16 protein-coding genes are annotated in these 17540 nt (G+C 44.2%); 10 read left to right on the forward strand and 6 right to left on the reverse strand.

The annotated features are described in order from the left end of the window. Window positions 1-152 precede the first annotated feature (152 nt). The 8 genes from ACQYAC_RS15215 to ACQYAC_RS15250 all read left to right on the forward strand — a co-directional run bounded on the left by ACQYAC_RS15215 (window position 153) and on the right by ACQYAC_RS15250 (window position 8775). Window positions 153-1937 (forward strand): right-handed parallel beta-helix repeat-containing protein, encoded by a 1785-nt coding sequence (locus tag ACQYAC_RS15215; protein WP_429943599.1) that lies wholly within the window; start codon window positions 153-155, stop codon window positions 1935-1937. A gap of 200 nt (window positions 1938-2137) precedes the next feature. Further along, window positions 2138-3463 carry an LLM class flavin-dependent oxidoreductase gene (locus tag ACQYAC_RS15220; RefSeq protein WP_429943600.1) on the forward strand — a complete coding sequence of 442 codons (1326 nt, stop codon included), beginning with the start codon at window positions 2138-2140 and terminating at the stop codon, window positions 3461-3463. 17 nt (window positions 3464-3480) lie between these two features. Further along, complete coding sequence (locus tag ACQYAC_RS15225) at window positions 3481-3984, forward strand: GNAT family N-acetyltransferase (RefSeq protein WP_268467728.1); 504 nt, start codon at window positions 3481-3483, stop codon at window positions 3982-3984. 22 nt (window positions 3985-4006) lie between these two features. Beyond that, window positions 4007-4801 (forward strand): transporter substrate-binding domain-containing protein, encoded by a 795-nt coding sequence (locus ACQYAC_RS15230; RefSeq protein ID WP_429943601.1) that lies wholly within the window; start codon window positions 4007-4009, stop codon window positions 4799-4801. A 24-nt stretch (window positions 4802-4825) separates the two neighbouring features. Beyond that, entirely contained in the window at window positions 4826-5500 is a 675-nt protein-coding gene (locus ACQYAC_RS15235) for an amino acid ABC transporter permease (protein WP_003214174.1), read from the forward strand. Between the two features lie 12 nt (window positions 5501-5512). After that, a complete protein-coding gene (locus ACQYAC_RS15240) occupies window positions 5513-6259 on the forward strand; it encodes an amino acid ABC transporter ATP-binding protein (protein ID WP_012008912.1) in 747 nt (248 codons plus the stop codon). A gap of 33 nt (window positions 6260-6292) precedes the next feature. Further along, window positions 6293-7450, forward strand: a complete 1158-nt coding sequence (locus tag ACQYAC_RS15245; RefSeq protein ID WP_429943602.1) for an amidohydrolase — start codon at window positions 6293-6295, stop codon at window positions 7448-7450. Next, window positions 7441-8775: an MmgE/PrpD family protein gene (locus ACQYAC_RS15250; protein ID WP_429943603.1), complete on the forward strand. Its 1335-nt coding sequence runs from the start codon at window positions 7441-7443 to the stop codon at window positions 8773-8775. Before ACQYAC_RS15245 ends, ACQYAC_RS15250 begins: the two co-directional genes overlap by 10 nt. 56 nt (window positions 8776-8831) lie before the next feature. Here the strand turns inward: ACQYAC_RS15250 and ACQYAC_RS15255 are convergent, their stop codons facing one another. From ACQYAC_RS15255 to ACQYAC_RS15275, 5 genes are all read right to left on the reverse strand, one after another. Continuing rightward, window positions 8832-9677 carry a GAF domain-containing protein gene (locus ACQYAC_RS15255; protein WP_268497225.1) on the reverse strand — a complete coding sequence of 282 codons (846 nt, stop codon included), beginning with the start codon at window positions 9675-9677 and terminating at the stop codon, window positions 8832-8834. Between the two features lie 164 nt (window positions 9678-9841). Next, window positions 9842-11218, reverse strand: a complete 1377-nt coding sequence (locus tag ACQYAC_RS15260) for an aspartate kinase (RefSeq protein WP_429943604.1) — start codon at window positions 11216-11218, stop codon at window positions 9842-9844. A gap of 174 nt (window positions 11219-11392) precedes the next feature. Beyond that, on the reverse strand, window positions 11393-12826 hold the full coding sequence (locus ACQYAC_RS15265) for an MDR family MFS transporter (RefSeq protein ID WP_050945497.1): 1434 nt from the start codon (window positions 12824-12826) through the stop codon (window positions 11393-11395). Window positions 12827-12842: 16 nt separating this feature from the next. Next, the gene (locus tag ACQYAC_RS15270; RefSeq protein ID WP_429943605.1) at window positions 12843-13709 is read right to left on the reverse strand and encodes a TetR/AcrR family transcriptional regulator; all 867 of its coding nucleotides are present in this window, start codon (window positions 13707-13709) and stop codon (window positions 12843-12845) included. Window positions 13710-13847: 138 nt separating this feature from the next. Next, window positions 13848-14222 (reverse strand): hypothetical protein, encoded by a 375-nt coding sequence (locus tag ACQYAC_RS15275; protein WP_429943606.1) that lies wholly within the window; start codon window positions 14220-14222, stop codon window positions 13848-13850. Window positions 14223-14346: 124 nt separating this feature from the next. Here ACQYAC_RS15275 and ACQYAC_RS15280 point away from each other — a divergent pair, with 124 nt between their 5' ends. Next, on the forward strand, window positions 14347-14658 hold the full coding sequence (locus ACQYAC_RS15280; RefSeq protein WP_058015328.1) for an ArsR/SmtB family transcription factor: 312 nt from the start codon (window positions 14347-14349) through the stop codon (window positions 14656-14658). A gap of 30 nt (window positions 14659-14688) precedes the next feature. Here the strand turns inward: ACQYAC_RS15280 and ACQYAC_RS15285 are convergent, their stop codons facing one another. Then, a complete protein-coding gene (locus ACQYAC_RS15285) occupies window positions 14689-16113 on the reverse strand; it encodes a PLP-dependent aminotransferase family protein (protein ID WP_429943607.1) in 1425 nt (474 codons plus the stop codon). Window positions 16114-16221: 108 nt separating this feature from the next. Between ACQYAC_RS15285 and gabT the strand changes: the two genes are divergently transcribed. Further along, window positions 16222-17538: a 4-aminobutyrate--2-oxoglutarate transaminase gene (gene gabT, locus ACQYAC_RS15290; protein WP_429943608.1), complete on the forward strand. Its 1317-nt coding sequence runs from the start codon at window positions 16222-16224 to the stop codon at window positions 17536-17538. Window positions 17539-17540: the final 2 nt, after the last annotated feature.

Consider the following 17540-nt stretch of genomic DNA (forward strand, 5'->3'; position numbering starts at 1 on the left):
AAAGGCTCAAAAATATGAAAAATTCTCTCAAGTGAGAATGGTCAGAAAGTTATATCGAAAGAATTTATTTAAAATTTGAAGGATTGTACAAGCAAACCTTTTACACATGCATAGGATGACAAGAGGACATGTGTGAAAAGGAGGGGTTTAGGTTGGGGGAATTGAATAAATCTGATCTAAAAAAGCCTGTTGTCAATGTACAAGATTTTGGTGTAGTGGCGGATGGGAAAACGGACTGTACAGAGAAGCTTAATGAATGCTTAGAATGGACGAAAGCACAGGGGTATTCCCATGTCTGGCTGCCGAGCGGCACGTATCTCATCGATGCAGTGTACAGAGGAGATCAATTTTTTCCTTTCCGGGGTGCGGGTATACGTGTGCCAAGTCATATAACCATTGAGATGGCACAGGATGCCGTCATTAAGGTGAAACCAAATGATTCGTGGGGGTATGCGGCCTTTTATATAGGAAAGGTTCAGCATGTCACCATCCGGGGCGGGCGAATCGAAGGGGATCGTCATGAGCATGTGTATAAATCACTTCCCCCTGAACGAAAAACCCATGAGTGGGGTTTTGGGATATGTATTGAAGGGGCAACTGATGTAGATGTGAATCGTGTGCAAATCAAAAATTGTACGGGAGACGGCATCATTGTCAGTCCCCACGGTTTATTATCACAAGCTGAATCGTACTCGCCTGCTTCGTCGATCCATATTTCTGGCTGTCACATTACAGATTCAAGACGAAACAATATCTCGATCACAGGCTGTGACGGGGTCATTGTAGAGGACTGTCTGCTGGAGAGAGCAGGAGTAAACGGAGTCGAGCCAAGAATGGGCATTGATATTGAAGGCTACGGAGAAAATGCGATCAATATGGAGGAACCGCTGAATATTCAAATTCGAAACAACATTGTGAGAGGTGGCGCCGCAAGCTCCATTTATAACTTTAATGGCTATGGTGTCATCATCGAAGGCAATCATACAGATAGCAGCATCTCCTATGGCTTTGCCACGGAAACAATCATTGCCAACAATTTGATTCGTGCAGTAGGAGGAGGCGTCACAAAAGCAGGAATTACGAGCTTAGGCATCTCTCTTGATCAAACGGAAAACAATGTGATTATTATTGGCAATATGATTGAAGGATTTGAAAAAGGGATTGATGTGAGGGGCGACAGTGTTCACATTACAGGGAATAAGATCAGTCTGTTTGAAGATGCGGCTTTGTCCGTTTATATGGCGAATCGTATTCTAATAGAAGGAAATCATATTGAATCGGGGACGAATACAGGGCAAAGAAGCGCAGCACTGCGTATCTATCAATCGGATAGCGTCGTCTTTTCAAACAATACCATTTATTCGGTGATCGATGGGGCGATGGTGAGAGGAACGAATATCCTGATCCAGCACAATCAGTTCAAAGATTTCAGTAGAGGGATCTGGGTGCAGGAAGGGGAAGCTGGGATCAACGGCAATCACTTTATTCAAGAAGGACACCCAGAGCTTGGGTCTTCGTATACGATCAGTGTCACTGGAAATGCAAAGGCTTTCATTTGGCATAATCGCTTTAAGCACTACCAAAACTACGCCGTATACAGCAACACGACGGGGCCATTAGAAATCAAAGACAATTCCTTTGAAGAATCATCTTTATATGTCGTGATGTATATTAAAAACGGTTCACCACAAATCGGAGATAACCGCTTTTATTTAAATCGTTCATTCGGACAACCGACAGCGATCTTTATTGACCAGGCTGCCTCAGCCCGTGTGCTGCGCAATAACATCATCAATGTATCACCTCAAAAAGCGATTGCCATCCGCACCGCAAACTCCACTCATTCCGTAATCGCCCATAACATGCTGGAACGCAGTCAAATGGTGACACATACTACAGACCGGCTCATCGGAAATATTGAAATCGATACACCGTGATGAATGAGTAAAATCCCTAATTTTGGAGGTTCAGAAGGCGGTTGACAATCCTGTAAAAAGGGCATATAGTAATAATTATTTTTCATTTTTCGCAACATTTGCCCTTTTTTTAATGATAAAACCGATTAATTCAATCAGAAAAATGTATCTTCTGAGGACTTCAGTTTGATACAGCAGGATATAGAAAGGATGAAGAACAAGTGTCACAGCCAAAAAGGAAGCTCAAGCTAGGCGTATTCATCGCAGGAACTGGACATCATGTTGCCTCTTGGAGACATCCGAACGCCGTATCAGATGCAGCCATGAACCTGGATTATTTTAAACAATTAGCGAAAAAAGCAGAGGAAGGAAAGCTGGATTTACTCTTTTTAGCTGACAGCTTATCCATTAACCAAACCTCTCATCCGAATGTACTCACGAGATTTGAACCGCTCACCCTGCTTTCGTCCATTGCTGAGTCTACTTCATCAATTGGTTTAGCAGCAACAGCATCCACTACATATAGTGAGCCTTTCCATATTGCAAGACAGTTTGCCTCCCTTGATCATTTATCAGGCGGAAGAGCGGCATGGAACGTGGTCACATCTTCTATTGAAGAAACAGCGAAAAACTTTAGCGGAGAAGAGCATTTAGCACACGATAAACGATACGAGCGAGCAGAAGAGTTCGTTGAAGTCGTCAAAGGTCTTTGGGATTCTTGGGAAGAAGACGCCCTTGTCAGAAACAAGGAAACGGGAGAATTCTTCGAATCTAGTAAGCTGCATGAGCTCCAGCATAAAGGGGAGTTCTTCTCAGTACGAGGTCCTCTCAACGTATCACGCACGCCTCAAGGGCAGCCAGTGATCATTCAAGCAGGATCATCCGAAGATGGTCAAAAGCTTGCAGCGAAAACAGCTGAACTCATTTTCACAGCACAAAACGATCTCAAAAAAGCGAAGGAATTTTATCAAAGCTTAAAGGAGAAAGTAGAGGGTGCTGGTCGTGCTAGAGAGGACGTCAGCATCATGCCCGGGATCTTCCCGATTATTGCTGATACAGAAGAAGAAGCCAAAGCGAAATATGAAGAATTACAGGAGCTGATTGTTCCTGAGATTGGGCTGAGCATTTTGCAAAACTACTTAGGTGGGATTGATTTGTCTCAGTATCCTTTAGACGGACCACTTCCAGAGATTGATCCAAGCACGTCCAATGCGGTAAAAAGCCGTTTTGATCTCGTGATGAATATGGCGAGAAAGGATAACCTGACCATTCGCCAGCTCTATCAATCGGTTGCAGGCTCTCGTGGTCATAATATTTTCATTGGCACACCGCAGCAGCTCGCAGATGTGATGGAAACTTGGATCAATGAAGAAGCAGCAGACGGCTTTAACGTCATGCCTCCGCTATTGCCAGAAGGGCTGGACATGTTCGTAGACCGCGTCGTCCCAATCCTTCAGGAAAGAGGCTTATTCAAAACAGAATACACAGGAAAAACCTTGCGAGAAAATCTTGGATTAACTGAGCCAAAAAATCGCTACACGACATAAAGGTGAGGTGACTAACTTTGGGATACACGTTTCGTCTGGCAACAGAGGCAGATATAGAGGCACTGCTTGAATTGACAACAAGAGCCTATGAGCCAATTCGTGAGCTCGGCATCCAGTTCCAAGCAGCACATGCTGATTTTGCTCTCGTTCAGAAAAATGTACAAAAGAATCTCTGCTATGTGATGGAAGAAAACGGAGAGCTTCTATCCACCTTGTCGCTCCGTATGCCTTGGGGAGAACAGCCAGGCCCGTTCGGCGTCCCTCACATTTGGTGGTTTGCCTCAGAACCATCCGCCCAAAAAGGGACAGGCTCTGTCTTGCTGGAGTGGGTGGAAACCGAATTGCTAAGGGATACCTTAAAGGTGCCATACGTATCTCTAGGTACAGCTGATAAGCATCCGTGGCTCATAGACATGTATGAGCGCAAAGGCTACGTCAGAGCAGGAGAAAAGGATTTAGGCAAGGGGCACATCACGGTTTATTTGAAAAAACAACTAAGATCAGATATCACACAACCATAAGAGGAAAGAAGGGTATACGAACATGAAAAACAAAAAGTGGCTAGTCGTTCTATTTGCAGCAATGCTGGCAGTTTTAGCAGCTTGCGGCGGAGGCAATCAGAGTGAAGGCAAAGACGAAAAAGTGTTAAAAGTAGGTGCCACAGGGCAAAGCTATCCGTTTGCTTATAAAGACAATGGCAAGCTTGTTGGCTTCGATGTTGAAGTAACTGAAGCTATTGCAAAAAAGCTAGGCTACAAACTAGACTGGCAGCTGAGTGAATTCAGCGGACTAATGGGGCAGCTGACATCTGGTAAGCTGGATACAGTGTCAAACCAAGTCGCAGTCACAGATGAGCGTAAACAAACGTTTAACTTTACTGATACGTACGCATATGCAGGAACACAAATCATCGTGAAAAAGGACAACAATGACATCAAAGGTCTTGATGATTTAAAAGGAAAAACAGTGGCGGCAGTTCTTGGCTCTAACCATGCCAAAAACTTAGAGAGCAAAGATCCGGACAAGAAAATCAATATTAAAACATATGAAACGCAAGATGGTGTCTTAAATGAAGTGGCAAATGGCCGCGTAGATGCTTATGTCAACGGACGCAGTGTATTACTTGCTCAAATTGAAAAAACAGGTCTGCCGCTCAAAATTGTCGGCAATCCAATTGTGTATGAAGAAGTAGGCTACCCATTTGCCAAAGATACAAAGCATGACAAGCTAAGAGAAGAATTTAACAAAGCAATCAAAGAATTAAGAGAAGACGGGACACTGAAGAAATTGTCTGAGAAGTATTTCAAAGACGATGTCACGGAGCCAATTAAAAAATAACGACAGCGGCGGTGAAGAGCAGACATGAACAAAATTGATTGGCAGTATATGGTGACCGTTTTTCCGACATTGATCCAATACTTGCCGATAACGATCTTCATGGCGATTGTCTCCATGGTATTTGCCATTATCATTGGTGTGGTATTCGCTCTCATTACGAAAAACCGGATACCTGTTTTGTACCAATTTGCCAAGCTGTATATTTCTTTTTTCAGAGCGGTTCCAACCTTGGTTCAGCTCTTTCTCATTTATTTTGGTCTTCCGCAGCTATTCCCTGCGATGACCTCAATGGATGCCCTAACAGCGGTCATTATCGGATTAAGTATTAAAAACTCAGCATACTTAGCAGAAATTTTCAGAGCTGCCCTCAACTCTGTAGATGAAGGACAGCTGGAAGCTTGTCTATCTGTCGGCATGACAAGATGGCAGTCTTACGTCAGAATTATTTTCCCGCAGGCAATTCGAAACGCGATTCCAGCGACGGGGAATACCTTTATCGGTCTTTTAAAAGAAACATCTCTTGCCTTTACGATTGGTGTGGCAGAAATGTTTGCACAAGGGAAGATGATTGCGTCGGCGAACTATAAATACTTTGAAACCTATTTAGCCGTAGGGATTGTGTATTGGGTGATGACTATCATTTATAGCTTCCTTCAAGACCTATTCGAACGAAAAATTAGCAAACCTTACCGGAATTAAGGAGGTGTGGACATGATCAAGCTCACCAATTTGAAGAAATCATTCGGCGACCTTGTCGTCTTAGACGGAATCAATCTCGATGTGCAAAAAGGGCAGGTTGTGGCCATTATCGGACCTTCTGGCTCCGGTAAATCCACCTTGCTGCGCTGCTTAAATTTATTAGAAATACCAGATGAAGGCACGATTGAAATTGGCGATGCGAAGCTCGATGCGTCTAAATATACACGAAAAGAAGCCCATCACCTGCGTCAACAAACGGCCATGGTGTTTCAAAACTACAATCTGTTTAAAAACAAGACAGCACTGCAAAATATCACAGAATCACTGCTTGTGACGAAAAAAATGACGAAGCAGCAGGCAAATGAGATTGGAATGAAGCTGCTGAAGCAAGTAGGATTAGAGCAAAAGGCTGACAGCTATCCAGTCACGTTATCTGGCGGACAGCAGCAGCGAATCGGTATTGCCCGCGCATTAGCGGTTGATCCACATGCGATTTTACTCGATGAACCAACGTCAGCACTTGATCCAGAGCTTGTCTCAGGTGTGCTTCAAGTCATTAAGTCCATTGCGATTCAAGAAACAACGATGATCATCGTCACACATGAAATGGCGTTTGCTAGAGAAGTGGCAGACCATGTGATTTTCATGGCGGATGGTCATATTATTGAACAGGGCACACCAACTGAGCTATTTGATGAAACGAAGAATGAACGGACAAAACGATTTATCCAAAAAGAAGCAGCGGCTGAAGAAGCATAAGCTGCTTTTTACTCTTTAGAGGGGTGAGTATCAGTGAAATCATTAGGAAATGAAGCATTAAACAAACGTTTAATTAACATTCGCCGAGCGCTTCATGAGCATCCAGAGCTGGCGTTTGAAGAATATGAAACGACAAAAAAACTGCGCCGCTGGATAGAAGAGGAGGGGATCACCGTACTCGATTTTCCAGCTCTTCAAACAGGTGTTGTCTGTGAAATCAAAGGAGAACAAGAGGGACCAACGATTGCCCTGAGAGCTGATATTGATGCACTTCCGATTGAAGAAGCATCTGGCGAACCATTTTCCTCAAAGGTACCGGGAAAAATGCATGCTTGCGGTCATGATTTCCATACAGCTTCTATCTTTGGAGCAGCTCTTTTATTAAAAGAACGAAAACACGAGCTCAAAGGAACGGTCCGCATTTTGTTCCAGCCGGCTGAGGAAGTCGCGCAAGGAGCGAAACATGTCATAGAGGCAGGCGTTTTAGATGGAGTGGATGCCATTTTTGGTATGCACAACAAACCAGACCTGAAAGTTGGCACTATAGGCATTAGAGAAAAAGCATTGATGGCAAGTGTAGACCGGTTTGAAATCGATATTAAAGGAACGGGTGGTCATGCAGGTATTCCGAATCACACGGTAGACCCGATTGCCATCAGCGGGCAGATCACAAGTGCTCTTCAGCAAATCGTCAGCCGCCGCATCAGCTCTTTGCATCATGCAGTCGTCAGCATTACACGCATTCAAGGCGGTACATCATGGAATGTGATTCCTGATCGTGTTGAGATGGAAGGAACTGTTCGGACGTTTGAGCCTGAAGTGAGAGCGATGATTCCCGAGCTCATGAAACAAATCGTGAGCGGGATTGCCGAAGGGTTTGGGGCAAAAGGCGAAGTGAAATGGCATCCATATCTGCCTTCTGTGTTGAATGACGATCGTTTGACAAAGGTGGTCGAAGAAACGGCAGGTGCGTTGAATCTCACAGTCGTTCAAGCAGAGCAGTCACCGGGCGGAGAAGATTTTGCCCTTTATCAAGAACGCATTCCAGGCTTTTTCGTATGGATGGGGACAAGCGGTACCGAGGAATGGCATCACCCTGCCTTTACATTAAATGAAGACGCACTTCCGGTTGCCGCTGCCTTCTTTGCCGAGCTTGCTGTTCGGGCATTGGAGTCACGATCATGGAATTAACAAAACAATTGGCAGAGGCTGTACTGTCTGCTGATCCACTTCAAGATCAGCGGGCGGTAGAAATGGCTCGAAATGGTCTGTTAGACGCTGCGGCAGCAGCGCTTGCTGCGAAAAAGGATGAAGGAATTCAAAAACTCATGACACTTGTGGAACAAGAAGGTGGATCAGCTCAAATTCCTGTCATTGGACAAGGAAAGAAGGTCAGCCGTCAATCCGCAGCGATGCTGAACGGCTATTTGATCCACGCCCTTGATTATGATGATGTGCATTCAGACGTGAGAGGACACCCAAGTGCAGTCATCATTCCAGCATTGCTTTCACAGCTATCAGACGGCAAAGGGTTTGGCGATCGATTTTTAGCAGCCTACATCACAGGTGTTGAAGTGATGGCAAGGCTTGGTGAATCCATCGGAAAAGCGCATTATGAGCGGGGCTGGCATAATACCGGAACCCTTGGAGCCATTGCGGCAGTATGTGCCATTGGATATTTAAAACAAGTCTCGCAGGAAGAGCTGATGAAGGCAATCGGCTTTGCTGGAGCGCAATCTGCCGGAATGCGAAAGCAGTTCGGCTCTGATATGAAACCATTACAAGCTGGCTTAGCGGCTAAAACAGCCGTCTGGTCTATGGACTTAGCTTGTTCAGGTTTTGGCGGCAATGACTCGGTTCTTGATGGCGCACTTGGTTTCTTTTCACTCTACGGAGATCTGGAACTTGCGGAAAGTCGTTTACTAGAGGGCTATGGTTCTACATGGCGTATCGTTTCACCAGGGCTGTGGTTCAAAGTATATCCATTCTGCTCAGCTGCCCACCATGCAGCAGATGCGATCCAATCCTTAATGAAAGAGCGGGCTTTCTTGCCGGAACAGGTGAAACAAGTAGATGTCCTGTTCCCGCCTGGCGGAGATGCAGCGCTTATTGAGCGGACACCTTCGACTGGAGAAGAAGGACGATTCAGTGTCGAATACGTGATCGCACTTGCCGCGTTTGGACAGTCGCTGACGCTGGATGCCTTTACGAAAAAACACATTCCATCACACATGTGCACTTGGATGAAACGGGTGAAGAGAGAATATGATCAAACGATAGAACCCCATCCAGACGCTGTCCCAAAAGGTCGCTTTACGATTGTGAAGCTCACCTTATCTGATGGCACCATCATTAGCAAACGAGTCGATATTCCGCGAGGCGCACCGGGCCATGCACTATCGACAGAAGACATCATGCAAAAATTAAACAGTGTCACAGACGCATCACATGCACAGAAGATTGTACAAGTTATTGAAGACGGAAACGATTCTTCTTATTTGCAGCTGTTGGCATGATTTAAAAAGAAGAAAAGGGCTAAAATTGATTTAGCCCTTTTTGTGTCTATCATTTCTTATTCCGTTTTGGTAAATGTTAAGCCAATATGAGCAAGTGCCTGCGGCAAGTCTTTCCGAATGGTGATGTCTTTAAATGATATATTCGATTGAATCGCACTTAAAGCAAGATCTTGCTTAATCCCTGTTAAAACAGCCGAAATCCCTAAAAGTCTCAGCGTTTGTGCATAGTTGACCAGATATTGAATGCTCTGTTCATTCAGGCGTTTTGTTCCTGATACATCAATGACCAAATGAGAGAGCGACAGCCTGTAGCTTTCCTGTAAAATGGTTTCTAATATATGCTGAGCACGTGTCTCTTCGATATCACCAAGTAGAGGAAGCACGGCGACACCGTCAACAACTGGGACGATCGGTACAGATAATTGCTGAATCTGCCGGTTGGCACGGTCTAGTTCAAGGACGTAGCTTAATAGAGAAGCCATCGTTTCAAACATATGCACATGCTCTTCTGTGAATTGCTGCGGCCTTAGATCAAGCCCGCAGATCGTTCCGTAGTTCGTACCATCTGTAAAATCAATCGGCACTCCGATGAATGATCCGCCTTGAAGACGTTTCGTGACTTCTAAGTATTTAGAACGATCATCCAGTGATATATCAGGGATCACAAGCGTATCGTGATGATCGACCGCCAGCTTGCAAAATGTCTTCTCGTAAGGAATTTCTTCCCCTTCTTCAAGAAGCTGCTCGTCATGATTTAACACCTTTACAATCTGATTGGTGGTTTGATCGTTTTTAGCAATAAACAGTGTATTCACATCAGTGAATTGACTCATCATATTTAGAATACTCGTAGAAGCATCATGAAAGTTGCGAAACTGTTTTAATAGTTGTTGACGAGGCATTGTTTTAGGACTCCTTGTAGCTCCGCTCATAGGCCGGAACAATAGTTGGTTTGTCTCTATCATACAAAATCAAACGAGAAATAGATACACTTTAATGCGTAAATCCATGTGAATCGGGTGAGAACAAAAAAGACTGCCGATCCCGAGATCTGGCAGCCTGCTGATTAAAGAGAGACAGGGACGGTAGACATAGAGAAAAATTCCTCATACAACGCTTGAACGGCTTCTTTTTCTTGAGCCGCTTTGACGCCAAACATCATGCTGACCTCTGAAGATCCTTGATTGATCATTTCAATATTGACCTTCGCTTTTGACAGCGCTTTTGCTGCTCTTGCTGTGGTGCCAACATTGTGGCGCATCGCTTCTCCTACAACCATAATGAGGGAGAGATGCGGCTCTAACACGACCTCATCTGCATCAAGCACATCCTTCAAGCGGTCGAGCAGCTCTTGTTCAATATGCTGCTCCTCCAGCTGATCCTGCCTTAAAATAATGTTCATATCATCAATGCCAGAAGGGACGTGCTCATACGTAAGCCCATATTCCTCTAACGTTTGCAGCACTTTGCGTCCAAAACCGACTTCTCGGTTCATCAAATATTTACTAATATAAATGCTGCAAAATCCGCTGTCTGAAGCGATTCCGACAACAGGTCCATTTGTATGATCCCGCTGGTTCACAATTTTGGTGCCTTTTGCCGAAGGATTATTGGTGTTTTTAATCTGTACTGGAATGCCTGCACGGAAGGCCGGAATGAGTGCTTCATCATGGAACACAGAAAAACCAGCATAGGATAGCTCGCGCATTTCCCGGTACGTAAGCTCTGTAATCTCCTTTGGCTCATGAACGATCGTTGGATTGACAGCATAAACAGCATCCACATCTGTAAAGTTCTCGTACACATCTGCCTTCAAACCGTTTGCCAAAATGGAACCGGTAATATCGGAGCCGCTGCGAGAAAAGGTGACAATGTCCCCCGATAGACTAAAGCCAAAAAAGCCAGGGAATATGATGATGCCAGAGCGCTCTCTTAATTTATACAAATGATCATATGATTCCGGAAGAACTTGCGCTTGACCAGGCTCATCGCTCACAAATAAACCAGCTTCCTTTGGGTTCACATAGTGAGCTTCGACACCTTGATAGCGGAAATAGGCGGCAATGAGTTTTGCGTTATTGTCTTCACCGCTTGCTTTGATGGCATCAAGATATCGCTCAGGAAGAGACGTATCAGCCTGTAAGAGGGCATCTAGATCTTGCCGGATGGTGTCAATCACGTCATGACTTAATCCGAGTTCATCCGCAATGGACGCATACCGTTCAATGACGGCTTCCTGTAAATCGTGTGCTTCGCCTAAGCGTAAATATTGCTCACCACAGCTAATTAATAGATCGGTGACCTTCGTATCCGTTGAATGCCGTTTTCCTGGTGCGGAAACAACGACTGCTTTTCGAGCTGGATCTGCTGTTACAATGTCAAATACCTTTTGCAGCTGCTTGCCAGAAGCAAGTGAACTGCCACCAAATTTAACGACCTTCAATGCATACATCTCCTATAGTAAAAATTTTCTCACAAATTGAATAGTTCCTATTATCAACTCTTTTCTTCAAATTATCAAGGTTTTTCTTCACTAGAAATACAAATGTATTTTCAGGGAGGACGGTATAGCGTGAGTATATGAAAAAAGAGCCGGCCATATGCCGAGCTCTTTTTCTTATGAAGAAGATGAGGAGGAAGATAGCTCCTGCTTCATCACTTTATTATTGCGTTTTTCCTTTAAGAAAAAGGAGAGGACAAGCCCAATGACCGCAATCAGACCAGAAATGAAGAATGACGTATTCATTCCATGAACGGCTGATTTTAATGGGCTGGCCAATTCTGCATTTGCAGCAGAGCTGCTCATGATGGAGACAAGCACTGCTGTCCCAATGGAACCGCCCATTTGTCTCATCGTGTTATTCATCGCTGTCCCATGCGGGATCAAATGAGGTGGTAAAGAGTTAATACCTGCTGTTGTCAGCGGCATCATGATCATCCCAACCCCGATTAAGCGAAGCGTGTACGCGACCGTAATGAGGGCGATGGATGAATCAAGGGTGAGCAGCATAAATGGCAAGGTCGTCACGGTAAGTATCGTAAACCCGCCTAATGCCAGCCCTTTTCCGCCGACTTTATCAAAAATCCGTCCAATAATTGGTGAGAGGAGCCCCATAAAGAGAGCACCTGGCAATAAGATCAGTCCTGTATCAAGAGCAGACAACCCTCTCACATTCTGCGTATAGAGCGGCAGAATCGTCTCTGTCCCAATCAATAAAGCAAAGACAAGCATCCCAAGAAAGGTCGTCAAGCTGAAGATTGCAAACTTAAAGACACCAAATTCAAGCATCGGTCTTGTCAAATTCGACTGGCGCAGAATAAAGAAGAACAAGCTCACAGCGCCGACAATCAGCGAAATGAGGACAGTGGCACTTGTCCAGCCGTATGTGCCAACACTAGAAAATCCGTAAAGCAGTCCGCCGAAACCGAAGGACGACAAGATGACAGATAAAACATCAATACGTGTCTCTCTTTGCTGCGTTACATTTTTCATTAAGAAGAAAGCAAGAATAAGATCAATAATACCTATAGGAAGAACAATATAGAACAGGAACTTCCAGCTGAAGGAATCAACAATCCAGCCGCCAAGTGTCGGCCCAAGAGCTGGTGCGAAAGATATGACAAGTCCGACCATGCCCATTGCCTGCCCGCGTTTTTCTTTCGGGAAAATGGTTAAAAAGATCGTTTGCATCAGCGGCATTAAAATCCCTGCGCCGGCTGCCTGCACAATACGCGCTGCAAGTAATACAGGGAAATTCGTTGCAAATGAAGCAAGAATTGTACCGGCTGTAAAGATGCTAAGCGCCGTTAAAACTAAAGAACGGCTTGAAAATTTCTCGATTAAGAAAGCCGTGATCGGGATGAGAATCCCGTTTGTCAGCATAAAGGCTGTGGTGAGCCACTGCCCTTTGCTGACATCAATATTGAATTCCTCCATGATATGTGGGATCGCTGGAATGAGCAGTGTTTGGTTTAAAATTGCGACAAATGCCCCAACGAGGAAAATCCCCACAATCACAGATCGATTATACGATGTTGTAGATTGGTTCATGTTATCCCTTCTTTATCTATAAGATGATGCTTTTCAGCTGTGACACATTTTGTGATAAAACGTTGTTTTTCCCTAAATAATCGAGTAGTGAACTAATTAAAAAGGTTCTCGGTTGGTCCTTTGATAATTCTTCACTTAGCAGTTCAAACGCAGAGAGGAAATCGTCCTTTTCTTCCCCGTTTGACAGTGTGTGAAGCTCTTGTTTGATCTTCGTTAAGTACGAGATGACAAGCTTTTCTTCATCGTATTCGTCCTGTGTGGAAAGCAAATAAGAGTCCATCAGCTGATCTGTTAGCACAGGCTCAATAGAGCAAGGCTTTTTCGACACACGGTCCATCACGCCGATAATCATTTCGGCGGCATTTTCTAATTGGATGTTCTTGCGCTCAATCGCCAGCATTAAAATGAATTCTCTCATTAATCCGTTGAGGACAATGACAAGATCCCAAACGTAAGGCGCAACAGATTCACCATATGTGCTTAAAATAATGTCTCTGTGCCGCTGCATGATAATGGAGCGTGTCTCTCGTAAATGCTTAATGACAATGGGCGAATGCTGTGAAAAAGCTTCAAAGGATAGCATATTCAAAAATTTATGATTCTCTTTAAACTCTTCAAGCTCAAGCTTGATCTTCTTTGTGAATTTTTCCTTTTTGGACAGCGTCGTTTCTGAATGAATGATTTGAGAAATCTCTCTCATTTTGCACTGATTGTATTTAATCAGTTCTAATAGAAGAGCTTCTTTTGAATCAAACAGTTTATAAATAGACGCTTTTGATATTTTACAGGCATCGGCAATTGACTGCATGGAGACACTCATATAGCCTTTTTGAGAAAATAATTTCTTTGAAACCCGCAAAATCTCTTCTTGCTTTTCGTTCATCTTCATAAGTCCTTTCCGAATCGGCAAAACCATATGGTCACAATGGAAACCGAGTGGTCACTTTTGCTATGATAACAAAACCAATGACCTATGACAAGAAAAGAAACTTAAAAAAACACCTATCTGATGACAGGTATTTTATCCTTCCGCATGTGCGGCATATATGATGATCTGTCCGTTAAGTTCGGCGATTAAAAGGTCTTCTCGCTCCTTTACAGAGTAAATCACTGTCCCTTTTTTCAACTTGGAAGCTGTGCCGTGATTAAAATGTTCGGCAGCTGTTTTCTGAATCACACCTACTTGCTGATCTTTAGTGACGGTTAGTTGATGGGCCCAATCTACATTTGCTTCATAGACCGTTTCTTCCCATTGAAATAAATCTGCCTGTTCATCGAGAGCTAATACCTCTTCTGCACTAGGTGGTTTAGATTCGGCATAACGGACGGATTGGCATCCACATAAGCAAATGGTGAGTAACATTAAACATAAGTAAGTCCAACATTTTCGTGTCAAATGAGATCCTCCCCTTCACAAGAAAGTTATTATATAGTCATAGTCGATTCCGAAGGATGTATCGTTACTTTGTGAGGCGGGTAAGGAGATTGTATGTTGGCACGAAATACGATACATTTATCGTATGAATAATCCAATCCATCCAACCCAAGAAGACATGAGACTGATTTCGGTGCTACACGCATTGGCCGATCCCATCCGGTTAGAAATTGTCCGCTGCTTAGCTGAAGCAGGCGAGAGGACATGCGGCACGTATGAGATGAATATTGCCAAATCCACGCTGTCACATCACTTCAAAGTGTTGAGGGAGGCAGGCATCGTGAAAGTGAGAATTGACGGAAAACACCGCTATTATTCTTTAAGAAAAGAAGACATTGAGACCGCTTTTCCTGGACTCGTGTCATCCATTTTAGCCGTAGATAAAGAGCGGTGGTAAGCCAGCTGTCTAGAAAAGCAGCTGGCTGTTTTATTTTCCATAAATCGAGTCATACAGTCTTTTTACCGCTGGCTCTATATCCTCTGGCCGCATATGAGAGAAGCCAAGAACGAGTGGAACAAAGCCTTCCTGATGCCCCGGTAATTGCTCATCAAGGGTAAAACGGTCCATCCCATACATTTTCAGCTTTCTTTCTTTGGCACGCTGTAAAATCTCATGCTGCGTGCGGTTTGAACGGAACTCTGCGATAAAATGAAGTCCAGCATTTTCCCCAATAATCCGCACATTGTCAGCAAAAACCGTATTGAGCTCTCCAATGAGCTGCTTCCGTTTTTCCTCATATAAACCATTCATTCTTTTAATATGCCGTTGATATGCTCCATCTTTTATAAAATGAAGAAGGGTGTATTGTGTAAAGAGGTTGGCTGTTTGAATGAAGAAGTGTTGTTCTTCCTTATAGCGTCTCAATAAATGCTGCGGGAGCACCATGTAGCTCAGCCTTAAGCCTGGCAGCAATGATTTTGAAAAGGTCCCCATATAAATGACTTTGTCATATCGATCCAAACTTTGTAGCGCTGGAATGCTGTCAGTCCCATACTTGAATTCACTGTCATAATCATCCTCAATGATATAACGGTCTTGCTCATCGGCTGCCCAGTTTAAGAGCTGAATCCGCCGGGAAATTGGCATAATCACCCCTGTAGGGAATTGATGTGAAGGGGTAATGATCAACACATTCGGCTCCTTCTTCTGAATGTCACTCATCCGTACTCCTTTTTGATCAATGCCAATCGTTTCAATTTGGTGATGATTGTTTTTTAGCATTTGATAGAGCCGGCGATATCCAGGGTTTTCTAACCCGTATACTTGATCGGCTGGAAGAATGCTTGATAGCGAATGGATAAGTGACTGCGTGCCTGCACTTAAAATGAGCTGTTCTGGATAGCATTTGACTCCCCGTGCAAGCCCGATTAACCGGGCAATTGTTTCCCGAAGCTCGTACACGCCTTGTGGATGCGGAAGCTCACCAAATGCTTCTTGGTGGAGACTGATCGCCTTTTGTTCACTTTTCAGCCAGCTTTTAAACGGAAAATTGGCTGTATCAACAGAGATATGTGAAAAGGAATACCAATCGTCTCGTGCAATCGGCTCTTCCTTTAAATCTGCTGGGAGAGTAGAGGGTTTCAGCTGACCTGATTCATGAAACGTTTCGAGTGATTCCACGAAAAAACCTTTGCGTTCAACCGAATATAAATATCCCTCGGCAAGCAGCTGCTGATATGCGCCATTCACTGAATTGACGCTGACATTTAATGTATCGGCTAACTCTCGTTTGGACGGTAATTGATCGTGCGGCTGAAGGTTTCGATTTAAAATTTCACCTTTAATTTTCGAGTAAATTTGATGATAAATAAATCCGTTTGCCCCTGTTTGATCTAGTTGAATTGTCAGCATCTTGTCATTCCTTCCTCTCTGGTACCATGAAAAAAATGATATTGGTACTTTCTATCATACCAAAAAATATTCAGAATAATAAAAAAGACATAAAGGGGATGGATGACAATGAGTCAAACGACAACAAACCGTTTTTCAACTGAGGAATGGCAGGGGAAAAGAGATCAATACGTCGCAAGAGGCGTGAGTAATGGCAACCGTCATCTTGCAGCAAAGGGGAAAGGTGCCGAGCTGTTCGATATCGATGGGAAACGTTTTATCGATTTTGCTGGCGCGATCGGTACGTTAAATGTAGGCCATTCACATCCAAAGGTTGTGGAAGCCGTCAAAGCACAAGCAGACAGCCTGATTCACCCGGGATTCAATGTGATGATGTACGAATCGTATATCGAATTGGCAGAGAAGCTATGCCGCCTTACACCAGGTGACCATGACAAGAAAGCCATTTTCCTTAATTCAGGTGCAGAAGCTGTTGAAAATGCGGTGAAAATTGCACGTAAATATACGAAAAGACAGGCCGTGGTCTCGTTTACAAGAGGCTTCCACGGCAGAACGAATATGACGATGAGCATGACGAGTAAGGTCAAGCCATATAAATTTGGGTTCGGACCATTTGCGTCAGAGGTGTATCAAGCGCCATACCCGTATTACTATCAGAAGCCAGAAGGATTAAGCGATGCAGCCTACGATGAGTACATCATTGATCAATTCAATCAATTCTTCGTCGCTGCCGTTGCACCAGAAACCGTTGCGTGTGTGGTCATGGAGCCAGTCCAAGGGGAGGGCGGGTTCATTGTACCATCGAAGCGTTTTGTTCAGCATGTAGCTTCATTCTGTCAGGAGCACGGGATTGTGTTTGTTGCAGATGAAATCCAAACAGGCTTTGCAAGAACAGGTAAATATTTTGCCATTGAGCACTTTGATGTGGTGCCGGACTTAATCACTGTGTCAAAATCTCTTGCTGCTGGGTTGCCGCTAAGCGGTGTTGTCGGCAGAAAAGAACTGCTTGATGCGGCAGATCCAGGGGAGCTAGGAGGAACATATGCAGGAAGTCCATTAGGCTGTGTGGCAGCGCTAGCGGTTCTTGATATTATTGAAACAGAACAACTGAATCAACGATCTGAACACATTGGACAAGTCATTGAGGAGAAAGCAAATGATTGGAGAGTGGCGTATCCATTCATTGGGGAAGTCCGCCGGTTAGGGGCAATGGTGGCAATTGAAATTGTAGAAGATCAAACTACGCGTACACCAGATAAGAAAACAGCCGCAGCGATTGCATCATATGCAAACGAGCACGGACTTCTCTTATTAACGGCAGGGATTAATGGGAATATTATTCGCTTCTTAACACCACTTGTCATCACAGATGAGCTGCTTCATGAAGGACTAGGGATCATCGAGGACGCCTTCAAAGCACGCTAAAC

Origin of the sequence: Bacillus sp. MM09(2025), assembly GCF_050496725.1 — a bacterium.
In the GTDB taxonomy this organism is placed as follows: Bacteria; Bacillota; Bacilli; order Bacillales; family Bacillaceae; genus Bacillus; species Bacillus pumilus.

What these genes read in the sequence shown, in the direction of transcription:
- ACQYAC_RS15230 (WP_429943601.1), top strand. Translation starts at nt 4,007, where the DNA reads ATGAAAAACAAAAAGTGGCTAGTCGTTCTATTTGCAGCAATGCTGGCA.
- ACQYAC_RS15235 (WP_003214174.1), top strand. Translation starts at nt 4,826, where the DNA reads ATGAACAAAATTGATTGGCAGTATATGGTGACCGTTTTTCCGACATTG.
- ACQYAC_RS15240 (WP_012008912.1), top strand. Translation starts at nt 5,513, where the DNA reads ATGATCAAGCTCACCAATTTGAAGAAATCATTCGGCGACCTTGTCGTC.
- ACQYAC_RS15250 (WP_429943603.1), top strand. Translation starts at nt 7,441, where the DNA reads ATGGAATTAACAAAACAATTGGCAGAGGCTGTACTGTCTGCTGATCCA.
- ACQYAC_RS15255 (WP_268497225.1), bottom strand. Translation starts at nt 9,677, where the DNA reads ATGCCTCGTCAACAACTATTAAAACAGTTTCGCAACTTTCATGATGCT.
- ACQYAC_RS15265 (WP_050945497.1), bottom strand. Translation starts at nt 12,826, where the DNA reads ATGAACCAATCTACAACATCGTATAATCGATCTGTGATTGTGGGGATT.
- ACQYAC_RS15270 (WP_429943605.1), bottom strand. Translation starts at nt 13,709, where the DNA reads ATGAACGAAAAGCAAGAAGAGATTTTGCGGGTTTCAAAGAAATTATTT.
- ACQYAC_RS15280 (WP_058015328.1), top strand. Translation starts at nt 14,347, where the DNA reads ATGAATAATCCAATCCATCCAACCCAAGAAGACATGAGACTGATTTCG.
- ACQYAC_RS15285 (WP_429943607.1), bottom strand. Translation starts at nt 16,113, where the DNA reads ATGCTGACAATTCAACTAGATCAAACAGGGGCAAACGGATTTATTTAT.
- gabT (WP_429943608.1), top strand. Translation starts at nt 16,222, where the DNA reads ATGAGTCAAACGACAACAAACCGTTTTTCAACTGAGGAATGGCAGGGG.